This is a genomic window from Enterobacterales bacterium endosymbiont of Anomoneura mori (genome assembly GCF_047159375.1).
Taxonomy (GTDB): domain Bacteria; phylum Pseudomonadota; class Gammaproteobacteria; order Enterobacterales; family Enterobacteriaceae_A.
Genome location: NZ_AP031381.1, coordinates 72,361 through 87,902, shown reverse-complemented (window position 1 = coordinate 87,902; position 15,542 = coordinate 72,361). Strand labels below are relative to the sequence as shown.

The window sequence follows — 15,542 nt, the reverse complement described above, 5'->3', positions numbered from 1 at the left end:
TATTTTATTTTAAAAAAAACTTGATTTTTTTAAAATTATATTATATTATATTTTTATTTATTTAATATTTTAATCTTAAATATTCATTAATTATAAATATTTTGTTATTTTTAACATTATAAATTAATTATAAATTAATTTATAATTATAATATAAATATAAAAGGATAAAAATGTTAACATTTAATTTTTTAATTAAAAATATAATAGATTTTTTAACTATTAGTATATTACTAAGAGCTTGGATAGAATGGACTTTAAAAAAATTTAAACATCCATTTGCTAATTTTATTATTAAAATTACACAATTTCCAATTAATTTATTTAAAAAATTTATTCCTATATTTAATTCAATATATAAAATATCATTTTTAATATCTTTTGGATTAATGATAATAAAATTTTTAATATTATCTTATATACAAAATACATCTCCTGTTATTAGTTTACCAACAATTTTAATTTTATCTTTAGTATCATTAATAAAAATATTAAATTATTTAATTTTTTGGATATTTAGTATGTTTATTTTAATGAATTTTTTTAATCAAAAAGAAAGTTTATTTAAACAATTTATTTCACAATTATCAAATAAAATTATTAATTTATTTAAGATTTTATTACCTAAAATAAAAAGTAATAATTATTATTCTTTATTTATAATATTAATACTTTATTTAATAAATTATTTAGGTATTGATTTATTTGGAAATGTTTGGTTTATGTTATAATTAAAAAATTATTTTTATTTAATTAAATAATTAATTATAAAATAATAAAAATATTAAATTATAATTATTTATTTAATAAATTAATTAATTTTATAATATCAAAAGTATTTTTTAAATAACATTTTATATTAAATCCATAAATTGGATGATAAAAATCTATTAAATATGCATGTAATATTTGTTTATTTATTTTATTTAAAAAATTTTTTTTAGATTTTTTATTTAAATTATATTTTTTATCTCCTATAATTGGGTGTTTTATGTATAACATATGAACTCTTATTTGATGTGTTCTTCCACTTTTTATTTGAATTTTAAGTTCAGTATAATTTTTAATTTTTTTTAAAACTTTAAAATATGTAATAGCATTTTTTCCATTTTTATTAATATTCATTTTAATACGATTATATTTATTTCTTAATATTGGTATATTAATTATTCCATTTATATTAATTTTACCCTCTACTATTGTTTTATATTGTTTAATAATTTTATGATTTTTGAACATATTTAAAAAAAGTTTTTTTGTTAAAAATGTTTTTGCAATTATAATTAATCCTGATGTATCTTTATCTAAACGATGTACTAAACCTATACGATTAATAAAAATTAAATAAATGTTATAATATAATAAAGAATTTATTAATGTATTATTATAATTTTTATATCCAGGATGAACTATAAAATTAGAGGGTTTATTAATAATTAATATATATTTATCTTCATATAATATATTTAATTTAATATTTTGAATTTTTATTTTTTTTATATTTTTATTTAAAAAAATTTCAATTAAAGTTTTTTTTATTATTTTTTTTTTAGGATTATTAATTATTTTAAAATTAGATTTTACTTTATTATTTAAAATTATCTTTTTAATATATGTTCTGGAATAATTTGGTAATAAAATAGATAATATTTTATCTAATCTTTTATTTAAATAAATATTATTAATTTTAATTATTTTTTTTATAATCATTTAATATTTTTATTAATAATATTTTATAAAATTTATAATAATTATTAATAATAATTATTTAAATATTTAAATAATTTAAAATTAAATAAAAATATTTAAATATTTTATTATAATTTTATATAATTAAAAATGAATAAAAATAAAAAAAAAAAAATAATTAAAAAAGTTAAAAAAATAATTAATAATTCTATTTTTATAACAATGATAAATATTAATAAAATTAATTCTAATTTAATTAATGAATTAAGAAAAGAAAGTAGAAAAATAAAAGTTAAAATATTGTTAATACAAAATAACCTATTTAAAATAGCTTGTATTAAAACAAATTATGAATATTTAAAAAATGATATATATGGAAATAATATAATGTGTTTTTCAAAAGATAATCCTGGATTATCTATTAGACTTTTTAAAAAATTTGAAAAAAAAAATAAAAATTTTAAAATTAAATTAGCAGCTTATGAGGGAAATATTATTAAAAATAAAGAAATTGATAATTTAGCTAATTTACCTACTTTAGAAGAAATATTATCAAAATTAATTTGGGTATTAAAAGAAATTTCTTTAGGTAAATTTATTCGTGTTTTAAATAATTTAAAAAAAAAAAAAATAAATAGTAATATTTTATAATTAGGATATAATGAATAATAAAGAAAAAATGTTAGAAATTATAGAATCTATGACAATTAAAGATATTACTGAACTTGTTCTAAATATTGAAAAAAAATTTAATGTTTCATCTAATTTTGTAGTAAATAATACTAATAATAATGATAAAATTATTGAAGAAAAAACTGTATTTGATGTTATTTTAAAAAGTTTTGGTTCTAATAAAATTTCAGTTATTAAGACAATACGTAGTATTATTGGATTAGGATTAAAAGAATCAAAAGATCTTGTTGAATCTGCACCAACTATTATTAAAAAAAATTTAAATAAAATTGATGCAGAAAATTTAAAAAAAAAAATAGAAATTTCTGGTGCAATTGTTGAAATTAAATAAAAAATTATTTATAAATAAAAGACTGATATTAATTTCAGTCTTTTATGAAAAATTTAAAAATTTTAAAATTGGAAAATAAATGAAATATTCTAATATTGAAAAAATCTGTATAAGAAAAAATTTTAGTAAAATTTCTCAATCTTATAAAATTCCACATCTTCTTTCTATTCAAATAGAATCTTTTAAAAAATTTATTAAAAATGATTCAAAAAAAAAAATAGGTATTAGAAATTTATTAAATAATTTTTTTCCAATTTATAATAATAATGGTAATATTAAATTACAATATATTAAACATTATATAAGTAATTCATTATATGATTATCAAGAATGTAAAAATAGAGGTATTACTTATTGTGGAATATTAAAAATAAAATTAAAATTAATTATATTTGATAAATCTAAAAAAAAAATTAAATTTACAAAAATTAGAGAATTTAATATGTGTGAAATTCCTTTAATGACAAAAAATGCTACATTTGTTGTTAATGGTGTTGAAAGAGTTGTTGTATCTCAAATACATCGTAGTCCTGGAATATTTTTTGAAAGTGATAAAGGTAAAAAACATATATCTAAAAAGATTTTATATAGTGCTAAAATAGTACCTTATTCAGGGTCATGGTTAAATATAGAGTTCGATATTAAAGATATTTTGTTTGCACGTATTGATAAAAATAAAAAACTTCCAGTAACTATGATATTAAAAGCATTAAATTATAATGTAGAACAAATTATTGAATTGTTTTTTAATAAAATTACAATTGATATAAGTGATGAAAATATAAAAATAGATATTTTATCAAATAACCTAAAAAATGAAATAGCATTATTTGATATTATATCAAAAAATAAGTTATATGTAAAGAAAGGTAAAAGAATAACAGAAAGTGTTTTAAAAAAATTAAAAAAAGATAAAATTAAATTTATTAATATACCTTATAATTTTATTTTTACTAGAGTAATAGCAAAAGATTATTATAATAATAATAATGAATTAATTTGTATTGCAAATATGACAATATCTGAATATATTTTAAAAGAATTAAAAAAAAATAATTATAATAAAATAGAAGTTATATTTACAAATAATATAGATAATGGAGATTATATATTAAATACTTTACATTTTGATCAATCTTATGATCGTTTAAGTGCGTTAATTGAAATTTATCATATTTTAAAACCTGGTGTACCTGCTACATTAGAAATTGCAGAAAAATTTTTTGAAAATTTATTTTTTTCTGGGAAAAAATATAATTTATCTGAAATAGGTAGATTAAAAATAAATTATTCTATTTATAACAAAATTAAAAAAAAACCTAAATCATTTTATTTAAATAAAAAAGATATTATTTTAATTATTAAAAAATTAATAAATATTAAAAATGGTAAAGAAAAAATAGATGATATTGATCATTTAAAAAATAGAAGAATTCGTTCAGTTGGTGAAATGATTAATAATCAATTTTATTTAAGTTTATTAAGTACTAAAAAATATATTAAAGAAAAACTTTCTACACATAAAAAAAAAACTTTTCCAAAAGATTTAATTAATTTTAAAATAATAACAATTTTATTTAAAGACTTTTTTATTTCTAATCCACTTTCTCAATTTTTAGATCAAAATAATTCTCTTTCTGAAATTACACATAAAAGACGTATTTCAGCATTAGGTATAGGTGGATTAAATAAAGAATGTGCTAGTTTTGAAGTTAGAGATATACATTCATCACATTATGGACGTATTTGTCCAGTTGAAACACCTGAAGGTCCAAATATTGGACTTATTAATTCTTTAGCATTATATTCACAAACTAATAGATATGGTTTTTTAGAAACACCTTATAGATATGTTGAAAACGGTAAAATTACTAATAAAATTTGTTATTTATCACCAGCAAAAGAAGAAAATTCTATAATAGCTCAAATTAATTCTAATATTAATAAAAAAGGATTTTTTATTGATAAATTTGTGATTTGTAGATATAATGGAGAAACAAATTTATTTGAAAATAAAAAGATAAATTATATAGATATATCAAGTCAACAAATTTTATCAATTGGAGCTTCTTTAATACCATTCATAGAACATAATGATATTAATCGTTCTTTAATGGGTTCAAATATGCATCGTCAAGCTATACCAATGTTTATTACCGAAAAACCATTAATAGGAACTGGTATAGAACGTATTATTGCATCAGATTCTGGTTCTTTAATAACAGCTAAAAGAGGTGGAATAGTTAAATATGTAGATTCTAAAAAAATTATAATAGAAGTTGAAAATAAAGATATTATTTTTAATAAATCTAATACTGATTCATATAATTTAATAAAATATACAAGATCAAATCAAAATACTTGTATAAATCAAACACCTATTGTATCTTATAATGAAAAAGTTTCTAAAGGTGATGTATTAGCTGATGGTTCATCAACAAATAATGGAGAATTAGCATTAGGTAAAAATATACGTGTAGCATTTATGACATGGTATGGATATAATTTTGAAGATTCAATATTAATTTCAGAAAGAGTATTACAAAAAGATAAATTTGCTACTATTCATATACATGAATTAATATGTGAAATAAAAGATACTAAAGAAGGTTATGAAAAAATTACTACTAATATACCAGGAATTTCTAAAAATGATTTATTAAAACTTGATAAATTTGGTATTATAAAAATTGGTTCTGAAGTTAATGAAGGTGAAATATTAGTAAGTAAAGTTACTCCAAAAATTGAAAAACAATTAAAATCAGAAGAAAAATTATTATATGCAATATTTGAAAAAAAAATATCTGAATATCAAGATTCTTCATTACGTGTACCAAATGGAATTTCTGGTAAAGTTATTAATATAAAAATATTTAAAAAAAAAAAAAAAAAAATTAAAAATAAAAAAAAATATATATATAAAGAAAAAAATGAAAAAGAAAATTTAAATTATTTAAGAGAAAATATTAAAATTGAAATAAATAAAATTTTCAAAACATTTTTTAATTGTTTTTATGAATTATTTAATTATAATAATATAAATTATAAAATAATTAATAAAATTAAAATTGAAAAATTATTTAAATTTATTTTAAAAAATAATAAAGAAGAAAAAAAATTAATAAATTTAAATAATATATATATAATTATTATAAAAAAATATATAAAAAAAATAAAAAATTTTGAAAAAAAATATAAAGATTCATTTTCTTTAAAACCTGGAATATTAAAAATTATAAAAATATATATAGCAACTAAAAAAAATATTAAAATAGGTGATAAAATGTCAGGTAGACATGGAAATAAAGGTGTTGTATCTAAAATTATTCCTATAGAAGATATGCCATATGATGAAAATGGTATTCCAATAGATATTATTCTTAATCCTTTAGGAGTTCCTTCAAGAATGAATGTTGGACAAATTTTAGAAGTTCATTTAGGTATGGCAGCAAAACAATTAGGTAAATTAATAAATAAAATGTTGAAACAAAAAAAAGAAATATATAAAATAAGAAATTTTATAGAAAAAATTTATAATTTCGGAGATAATAATATTCAAAAAATTAATTTTAATAATTTTAATGATAAAGATATATTATTATTAGCAAAAAATTTAAAAAATGGTATTCCAATTGCATCACCTAATTTTGATGGAGCTAATGAAAAAGAAATTAAAGAGTTTTTAAAGTTTAGTGGTTTACCATCATCAGGACAAATTACCTTATATGATGGACAAACTGGTGAAAAATTTGATAAACCAATCACTGTAGGTTATATGTATATGTTAAAATTAAATCATTTAGTAGATGATAAAATTCACGCACGTTCTACAGGGTCATATAGTTTAGTAACTCAACAACCATTAAAAGGAAAAGCACAATTTGGTGGACAAAGAATAGGTGAAATGGAAGTATGGGCACTTGAAGCATATGGAGCAGCATATACATTACAAGAAATGTTAACTATAAAATCTGATGACATAATAGGACGTACAAAAATATATAAAAAAATTATAGATAATAAATATTATTCAGAACCAAATATTCCAGAATCTTTTAAAGTATTATTAAAAGAATTTAAATCTTTAGGAATTAATGTAGAATTATTTAAAAATAAATAATTTAAATTTTATTTTTTAATTTAATAATATTTTTTATTAGCGTATTATAAATACGCTTTTAAAAAAAATAAAAAGGAAAAAATGTCAAAAACTTTAAAATTATTATCTAATCAAGATAAAGTTACTGAATTTGATGCAATTAAAATTTCTTTAGCATCACCAAAAAAAATTATTTCTTGGTCTTATGGAGAAGTAAAAAATTCTGAAACAATTAATTATAGAACTTTAAAACCAGAAAAAGATGGTTTGTTTTGTTCAAAAATATTTGGACCAATTAGAGATTATGAATGTTTATGTGGAAAATATAAAAAAAAAAAATATTATGGTAGAAAATGTGAAAAATGTGGAGTAGAAATTACTAAAAAAAATGAACGTAGAAAAAGAATGGGACATATTAAATTATCTATTCCTATTGCACATATTTGGTATTCAAAAACATTACCTTCATATATTTGTTTATTATTAAATATGTCTATGAAAGATCTAGAAAAAATTTTATATTATGAATCATATATAATAATAAAAAAAGGAAAAGTAAATTTTAAAAAAAAAAAATTAATAAATGAAAAACAATATTTATTATTAAAAAAAGAATTTGGTAATAAATTTATTGCTAAAATAGGTGCTGAAGCTATTTTATATTTATTAAAAAAAATTAATTTAAAAACAGAATATGTTAAATTAAGATATAAATTAAATGAAATAAATTCTAATAATAAAAAAAAAAAAACAATAAATAGAATTAAATTAATTGAATCATTTATAAATACTTCTAATAAACCTGAATGGTTTATATTAACTGTATTACCCGTTTTACCACCAGATTTACGTCCATTAGTGCCATTAGATTCAGGACGTTTTGCATCATCTGATTTAAATGAATTATATAGACGTATTATAAATAGAAATAATCGTTTAAAAAAATTAATAAATTTATCTGCACCAGAAATTATTTTAAAAAACGAAAAACGTATGTTACAAGAAGCAGTTGATTCATTATTTGATAATGGTCGTAGAGGAAAAATAATATTAGGTTCAAACAAACAACCATTAAAATCTTTATCAGATATAATTAAAGGTAAAACAGGTAGATTTAGACAAAATCTTTTAGGAAAAAGAGTAGATTTTTCAGGAAGATCTGTAATTACAGTTGGACCATTTTTAAAATTAAATCAATGTGGTTTACCAAAAAAAATGGCATTAGAATTATTTAAACCATATATTTTAGGTAAATTACAATCATTAAAAATTTCAGATACAATAAAAACTGCAAAAAAAATGATAGACGATAAATCTGATATTGTAATGAATTTATTAGAAGAAATTACTAATTTACATCCAATATTATTAAATAGAGCACCAACTTTACATCGTTTAGGTATACAAGCATTTAATCCAATATTAACAGAAGAAAATTCAATACAACTTCATCCATTAGTATGTTCTGCATATAATGCAGATTTTGATGGAGATCAAATGGCTGTTCATATACCTTTAACAAATGAATCTCAATTAGAAGCACGTATATTAATGATGTCAACAAATAATATTTTATCTCCAGCTAATGGTGAACCAATAATTACTCCTTCTCAAGATATTGTTTTAGGGTTATATTATATGACAAGAGAATATATAAATTCAAAAGGTAGTGGTATGTTAATTACAAATATTAAAGAAGCAAAAATTTTATATTTAAATGGAATTGTTTCATTACATGCACGTGTAAAAATTAGAATTAGTGAAAATATTAAAAAAGAAAATATTTGGTTTAAAACTAAAAAAATTGTTAATACAACTATTGGTAGAGCAATTCTTTGGTCAATATTTCCTAAAGGTTTATCATTTAATATTATTAATAAAAATTTAGTTAAGAATGAGATTTCAAATATTTTAAGTATTTGTTATCATACTTTAGGAATTAAAAAAACAATTGTTTTATTAGATAAATTAATGTCTATTGGATTTAAATATTCTACTAAATCAGGTATTTCAGTTTCTATTGATGATATGAAAATACCTAAAAAAAAAAAACAAATTATAGAAGATGCTCAAAAAGAAGTAATTAAAATTCAAAAACAATTTGAATTTGGTTTTATAACAGATTATGAACGTTATAATAAAATAATTGATATTTGGTCAATAGCAAATGATAAAGTTACTAAAGAATTAATAAAATATTTATCATTTGAAAAAAATATTATATATAATGGAAAAAAAGTAAAACAATTTTCTTTTAATAATATTTTTATGATGGCAGATTCTGGATCTAGAGGATCAATTGCTCAAACTAGACAACTTTCAGGTATGAGAGGATTAATGATGAAACCTGATGGATCAATTATTGAAACTCCTATTATATCAAATTTTAAAGAAGGATTAAATATAATACAATATTTTATTTCAGCTCATGGTGCGAGAAAAGGTTTAGCAGATACAGCGTTAAAAACATCAAATTCTGGTTATTTAACAAGAAGATTAGTAGATGTTTCTCAAGATTTAGTAATATCTGAAAATGATTGTGGAACAAAAGAAGGAATATGGATAACTTCTATAATTGAAGGAGATTCTATTAAAGATTCTATGTCTGATCGAATAATTGGAAGATTAATATCAAAAGATGTTAAAATTAATAATGGAACAAAAATTTTATTTAAAAAAAATACATATATTAATAGAGAAATATGTAAAATTTTAGAAAAATATTCAATTAATAAAATAAGAGTTCGTTCTGTTGTAACTTGTGAAACTAATTTTGGAGTATGTGTAAAATGTTATGGAATGGATTTATCTAAAGGTAGTATAATTAATAAAGGTGAGGCAATTGGAATAATTGCAGCACAATCTATAGGTGAACCAGGAACACAATTAACAATGAGAACATTTCATATTGGAGGTGTTGCATTTCGTGAAATTATTGAATCTTATATACAAGTTAAAAATAATGGTATTATTATATTAGAAGATTTTAAATGTATTAAAAATATTAAAGGAAAATTTATTGTTACTTCACGTAATTCAAAATTAAAAATAATTAATAAATTAAATCAAATAAAAGAAATTTATAAAATTCCTTATGGAGCAAATATTTTAAAATTAAATAATAAAATTGTTAAAAAAAATGAAATTATAGTTAATTGGGAACCACATACTAAATTAGTAATAAGTGAAATATATGGTTTTGCTAAATTTTTAGGTGTTATAGAAGGTGAAAATGCTATATTTCAAAATGATAAATTAACTGGAATATCATCAATGATAATAATAAATAATAATAAAATTAGTGATGAAGGAAAAAAAATAACACCAGTTTTAATGATAGTAGATTATTATAATAGACCTAAATTTTTTCCAAATTCTAAAATATTTGCACATTATATATTAACTCCAAAATCAATAATTAGAATTAAAGAAGGTGATGAAATTAATATAGGAGATGTAATTTCAAGAAAACCACAAGAAACAGAAAATATTAAAGATATTACAGGAGGTTTACCACGTGTTGTAGATATATTTGAAGTTAAAAAATCTAAAAACCCTGCAATTTTAGCTGAATTTGATGGTATTATTACATTTAATAAAAAATTTAAAAATAAAATTCATGCAACTTTAAAATCAAACGATAATAAAATTATTAATTTTGTTATTCCAAAATGGAGAGAAATAAATGTTTTTGAAGGTGAAAATATTAAAAAAGGTGATATAATTTGTGATGGTGAAATTATTCCAAATGATATTTTACGTCTTAAAGGAATAAGTGAACTTACTAAATATATTGTTGATAAAGTACAAGAAGTTTATCGTTTACAAGGTGTTAAAATCAATGATAAACATATTGAAGTAATTATTCATCAAATGTTAAAAAAAGTAATTATAATAAATTCTGGAGATAGTGAATTTTTACCTGGTGAAAGTATTGATTTTTCACGTATAAAAATTATCAATGAACAATTAAAAATGCAGAATAAAAGAATAATAACATTTGTTCGTTATTTATCAGGTATTACAAAATGTTCTTTATCAACTGATTCATTTATTTCTGCTGCTTCTTTTCAAGAAACAACTAGAATTTTAACAAAAGCTTCTGTTTTTCAAAAAATTGATGAACTTAGAGGATTAAAAGAAAATGTAATTATTGGACGTCTTATACCTGCTGGAAGTGGTTATATGTATCATAAAAAAAAAATATTAAAAAGTATTGAAAGAATTAAAGAAGATAAAAAAAAGAAAACTGATAAATTATTTAAAAATAAAGAATAATGATTTACTTTTCCACGAACCTAAATGGTTCGTGGGAAACAATTTTAATAAATATTTAATATTTTTACATTTTATTTATTTTTTTAGATATAATAGATTTATAACGAGATGCTTTATTTTTATGAATTATATTTTTTAAAGATTGTCTATCTAAAATTTTTTGTGTTTTTATATAAAAATTTTTTGCTAAAGTTATATTTTTATTATTTATTATTAAGAAATTTTTTTTGATAAAAGTTTTAATCATTGATTTATAACATGAATTATGTTTTTTTTTTTTTTTTGATTGTATAATACGTTTTATTGATGATTTATTATTTGCCAATTATTTTATTCCTTATTAATTTATTTTTTTAATATTTATTAAATATTTAATAAATATTAAAAAAAATAAAAATATTATAAATATATAATTATTTAATAATTTACAAATATTTAAAAATTTAATATAATATAATAAATATTTTATTTTAAATTTTAAAATATTTTATAATTTTTTTAAAAAATATATTAATAATTAAAAATGACAAAAATTTTTTTTTTACCAAATAAAAAAAAATGTTTAAATGGATTTATTATAGAATCAAAAAATAATACTAATTTATTAGAATTAGCTCATAATAATAATATAAAAATTGAAAATGCATGTAAAAAATCTTGTGTTTGCACAACATGTCATTGTATAATACATAAAGGTTATAATTCATTAAATTGTTTAAGAGAATTTGAAGAAGAAATTTTAGATAAAGCATGGGGTTTAGAAAATAAAAGTAGATTATCTTGTCAAATAAAAATTAAAAAAAAAGATTTAGTAATTGAAATACCTATATATAATATAAATTATATTAATGAATATTAATAAAAAATTTTATTTTTAATTAATTTAATTTTAAATAATTAATATTTATAAATATTTTAAAATATTTATAAATATTAATTATTTAAAAAAGGGAAAAATATTTTAAAAAATGAATAAAAATTAAATTAAAATTATAACATCAAAAAGAAAAAGATTTAATAGTATTAGCAAGTGCTGGTAGTGGTAAAACAAGTGTTTTAGTTAATCGTATAATTTGGTTAATTTAAAATAAAAAATATCTTCAGAATCTATTTTAGTAATTACTTTTTTGAAAAAAGCAGCTAGTGAAATATATAAAAAAGTTAAAAAAATATTAAATAATAATATTAAAAATATTAAAATTGGTACTTTTCATAGTATAATATATAAAATTTTATATTCTTATTATTATGAAAAATTTAATGTTAAAATAAAAATAATTAAAAAATTTGAACAAATTAATATAATTAAAAATATTATTAAAAAATTAGGTATTGATTTTAATAAATATAATATTGAATTATTAATAAAATATATTAATAATAAAAATTTAGATTTATTTTTTAAAAATTATAAAAATAAAAAATTTAATAAAATTGATAATTTTTTATTAATATATAAAAAATATAAAGAAAATTGTAAAAAAAATTATTTATTTGATTTTGAAAAAATTATATTAAAAATAAATTTTTTATTATTAAATAATTCAAATTTTTATAAAAAATATTTTAATAAAATAAAATATATATTTGTTGATGAATTTCAAGATATTAATAAATTAATATATAATTTTTTAAATTTAATTAAAAATAAAAATAATAATATTATGTTAATCGGAGATGATGATCAAGCAATATATAATTGGAGAGGATCAGAAAATGAATTAATTGAAAAATTTAAAAAAAAAAATTCCAAAAATTAAAATTTTTAATTTAGAAGAAAATCATAGATCAAATAATAATATTATATTAGCAGCAAATAAATTAATTAATAATAATTCTAATCGTATTAAAAAAAAATATGGACTAAAAAAGAAAATGGAGAATTTATAAAATTATATTATGATAAAAATATTTATGATGAAGCTTTATATATTTTAAGAAATATTTTAAAATTATTAAAAAAAGGTTATAAATATAGTGATTGTGCAATTTTATATAAAAACAATTTTCAATTATATATACAAAAAAAGTTTTATTTGATAATAATATAGCATTTGAAGTAATTAATGAAAAAAAATTTATAGATAATGAAGAAATTCAAAATTCTTTATTTAATTTATTTTTTTATAAATTTAAATAAAAATTAATATTTATTGAAAATTATAATTTTTTCAGAAAATAATATAAATATTGAAATTATTAATAAAATATATAAAAAGTATAAAAAAATATAAAAAAAATCATTATAGAAAATGATAAATATATTTTTAGAAAAAAAAATAATAAAAAATACAATGATTTAAAAAATTTTATAAATTTAATAAAAAAAATTAAAAAAAATATATTAAATTTAAAATTATATGAACAAATATAATATATTTTAAAAAATATGGGAATATTTTTATTATATAAAGATAATAATAAAAAAATAAAAAATTTAAATAAATTTATTAAATTAAGTAAAAGTTATTATTTAAAAAATAAATTTAAAAAAAATATTTTAAATTCTTTTTTATTATATTTTGAAATGATTTATGAAAAAAACTCAAAAAATGAAAATTCAGTAAAATTAATGACTTTACATTCTTCAAAAGGTTTAGAATTTAATCAAGTTTTCATAATAGGAATGGAAGAAGGAATTTTACCAAGTAAATATTCTAAAAGACTTAAAATCTTTAGAAGAAGAAATAAAACTTACTTATGTTGGTATAACAAGGGTAAAAAAAATTTTTACATTTTATCTGTACAAAAAGAAAGGGTTTTGTATGGGAAAAAAAATTTTCCCATCCAATCTAGATTTATAGATGAAATAACATTTAAATATATTAAAATAGTAAATAAATAAATATTTGATTATTTATTTTAAATATATTTTGATAAAAATAAATTATCAAACATAAGCATATTTTTTTTATTATAATTAAAAAATTTTAAATTTTCTAAAATTGTTTTTAATATTTTTTCTTCATCTTTTTGTTTTAAAATATACCAACTTAAAAAATGAAATGTTTTAAAATCTTTATTTTTAAATGAAAAATCAGATATTAAATTAATATTATAAGTATTTTTAATTTCATTTTTATAAGCATATTTAAATACATCTAATAAAGAATTAAAATTTGTTTTAATTTTAATATTTGAATTTATTATTGGTAATATATTAATATCACATAAATAATTAAATATTTTTTCCATATGTTCTAATTCTTCTTTTGAATTTTTTTTAAAAAAAATTGATGCATTTTTAAAGTTTTCTATTTCACACCAAGCACTCATTTGTAAATATAGATTAGAAGAATATTTTTCTAAATTTAATTGATTATTTAAATTTAAAATATTTTTATTTTTAAGCATTTGGTTTTGTCTCCTTTGTTATAAATAATTTTTTTAAATTATTTAAAATTAATATTAATTAATATTAATTATATTATAATGTTATATTTTATAATTAAATAATTTTAAATTTTTTATAAATATAAAATTTAAAATATTTAATAAATACAATATAATTATTTTTTTAAAATAATCAAGTATAAATAATAAATTATTTAATATCAATATATATATTTTTATTTTTTTTTATTAATTTAAATATTTATTTATGTATTTAAAAATTATTTTTTAAATAATCAATAAATAATATTTTAAATATATTAAAATATGAAAAAATCTTTAATTATTGCAAATTGGAAATTAAATGGAAATAAATATTTTATTAACGATTATATAAAAAAATTACTTTATGAAATAAATAAAAATAAAATAAATAATGTTATTATAGCTCCTCCATTAATTTATTTACAAAAAATTATAGAAAAATTAAAAAATAGTAATATAAAAGTATGTGCTCAAAATGTTGATATTAATTTATTTGGAGCGTTTACTGGAGAAATTTCTGTTGCAATGTTAAAAGATATAGGTGTAAAATATGTATTAATTGGTCATTCTGAAAGAAGAATAAACCATAATGAAAATGATGAAATAATTTATAAAAAATTTAAAATTGTCAAAGAAAATAATTTGATTCCTATATTATGTATTGGAGAAACATATAACGAAAAAAAAAATGGTAAAACTAAAGAAGTTTGTTATAATCAAATTAATTATATTATAAAAAAAATGGGTATAAAAGTACTTGAAAATTGTATTATCGCATATGAACCCGTATGGGCAATTGGTAAAGATATATCAATAAATTATTTAGAAATTCAAAAAATACATAAATTTATACGTTCTAAAATTTATTTATATGATAAAAAAATATCAAAAGAAATTGTAATACAATACGGAGGTTCTGTTACAGATAAAAATATAAAAGAATTATTAATTCAACCAGATATTAATGGTGTTTTAGTAGGAAATTCATCTTTAAATTTTGATATTTTTTTAAAAATAATAAAATTTTCAAAAAATTTTCAAAATTAAAAATTTTTTAAAATAATTAAATTTAAAA

Annotated in this window: 14 protein-coding genes and 1 pseudogene; 12 read left to right on the top strand and 3 right to left on the bottom strand. The window is 16.6% G+C overall.

Annotation, left to right across the window (positions count from 1 at the left end):
- Positions 1-172 precede the first annotated feature (172 nt).
- The gene (locus ACMCL3_RS00445; RefSeq protein WP_412728832.1) at positions 173-730 is read left to right on the top strand and encodes a YggT family protein; all 558 of its coding nucleotides are present in this window, start codon (positions 173-175) and stop codon (positions 728-730) included.
- A 64-nt stretch (positions 731-794) separates the two neighbouring features.
- Here ACMCL3_RS00445 and ACMCL3_RS00440 read toward each other — a convergent pair whose 3' ends face one another.
- Complete coding sequence (locus ACMCL3_RS00440) at positions 795-1,709, bottom strand: RluA family pseudouridine synthase (protein WP_412728831.1); 915 nt, start codon at positions 1,707-1,709, stop codon at positions 795-797.
- 129 nt (positions 1,710-1,838) lie between these two features.
- On the opposite strand from ACMCL3_RS00440, the gene rplJ reads away from it, so the two are divergent.
- The 4 genes from rplJ to rpoC all read left to right on the top strand — a co-directional run bounded on the left by rplJ (position 1,839) and on the right by rpoC (position 11,089).
- Positions 1,839-2,339 (top strand): 50S ribosomal protein L10, encoded by a 501-nt coding sequence (gene rplJ / locus ACMCL3_RS00435; protein ID WP_412728830.1) that lies wholly within the window; start codon positions 1,839-1,841, stop codon positions 2,337-2,339.
- Between the two features lie 7 nt (positions 2,340-2,346).
- On the top strand, positions 2,347-2,712 hold the full coding sequence (rplL, locus tag ACMCL3_RS00430) for a 50S ribosomal protein L7/L12 (protein WP_412728857.1): 366 nt from the start codon (positions 2,347-2,349) through the stop codon (positions 2,710-2,712).
- Positions 2,713-2,791: 79 nt separating this feature from the next.
- Positions 2,792-6,832: a DNA-directed RNA polymerase subunit beta gene (rpoB, locus tag ACMCL3_RS00425; RefSeq protein WP_412728829.1), complete on the top strand. Its 4,041-nt coding sequence runs from the start codon at positions 2,792-2,794 to the stop codon at positions 6,830-6,832.
- Between the two features lie 81 nt (positions 6,833-6,913).
- Complete coding sequence (rpoC, locus tag ACMCL3_RS00420) at positions 6,914-11,089, top strand: DNA-directed RNA polymerase subunit beta' (protein WP_412728828.1); 4,176 nt, start codon at positions 6,914-6,916, stop codon at positions 11,087-11,089.
- 64 nt (positions 11,090-11,153) lie between these two features.
- Here the strand turns inward: rpoC and rpsT are convergent, their stop codons facing one another.
- Entirely contained in the window at positions 11,154-11,414 is a 261-nt protein-coding gene (rpsT, locus tag ACMCL3_RS00415; RefSeq protein WP_412728827.1) for a 30S ribosomal protein S20, read from the bottom strand.
- Between the two features lie 198 nt (positions 11,415-11,612).
- Here rpsT and fdx point away from each other — a divergent pair, with 198 nt between their 5' ends.
- The 6 genes and pseudogenes from fdx to ACMCL3_RS00385 all read left to right on the top strand — a co-directional run bounded on the left by fdx (position 11,613) and on the right by ACMCL3_RS00385 (position 13,934).
- Positions 11,613-11,948 carry an ISC system 2Fe-2S type ferredoxin gene (gene fdx / locus ACMCL3_RS00410; RefSeq protein WP_412728826.1) on the top strand — a complete coding sequence of 112 codons (336 nt, stop codon included), beginning with the start codon at positions 11,613-11,615 and terminating at the stop codon, positions 11,946-11,948.
- 155 nt (positions 11,949-12,103) lie between these two features.
- A pseudogene (locus ACMCL3_RS00405) lies at positions 12,104-12,175 on the top strand (UvrD-helicase domain-containing protein); the annotation flags it as partial.
- Positions 12,176-12,183: 8 nt separating this feature from the next.
- Complete coding sequence (locus ACMCL3_RS00400) at positions 12,184-12,849, top strand: UvrD-helicase domain-containing protein (RefSeq protein WP_412728856.1); 666 nt, start codon at positions 12,184-12,186, stop codon at positions 12,847-12,849.
- Entirely contained in the window at positions 12,815-12,979 is a 165-nt protein-coding gene (locus tag ACMCL3_RS00395; protein WP_412728825.1) for a hypothetical protein, read from the top strand. Before ACMCL3_RS00400 ends, ACMCL3_RS00395 begins: the two co-directional genes overlap by 35 nt.
- Positions 12,946-13,140 (top strand): hypothetical protein, encoded by a 195-nt coding sequence (locus ACMCL3_RS00390; protein WP_412728855.1) that lies wholly within the window; start codon positions 12,946-12,948, stop codon positions 13,138-13,140. Before ACMCL3_RS00395 ends, ACMCL3_RS00390 begins: the two co-directional genes overlap by 34 nt.
- A gap of 338 nt (positions 13,141-13,478) precedes the next feature.
- Positions 13,479-13,934: a 3'-5' exonuclease gene (locus ACMCL3_RS00385; RefSeq protein WP_412728824.1), complete on the top strand. Its 456-nt coding sequence runs from the start codon at positions 13,479-13,481 to the stop codon at positions 13,932-13,934.
- A gap of 17 nt (positions 13,935-13,951) precedes the next feature.
- On the opposite strand, the gene ACMCL3_RS00380 is transcribed toward ACMCL3_RS00385, so the two are convergent.
- Complete coding sequence (locus ACMCL3_RS00380) at positions 13,952-14,443, bottom strand: ferritin (protein WP_412728823.1); 492 nt, start codon at positions 14,441-14,443, stop codon at positions 13,952-13,954.
- A 306-nt stretch (positions 14,444-14,749) separates the two neighbouring features.
- Between ACMCL3_RS00380 and tpiA the strand changes: the two genes are divergently transcribed.
- Positions 14,750-15,514 (top strand): triose-phosphate isomerase, encoded by a 765-nt coding sequence (tpiA, locus tag ACMCL3_RS00375; RefSeq protein ID WP_412728822.1) that lies wholly within the window; start codon positions 14,750-14,752, stop codon positions 15,512-15,514.
- Positions 15,515-15,542 lie beyond the last annotated feature (28 nt).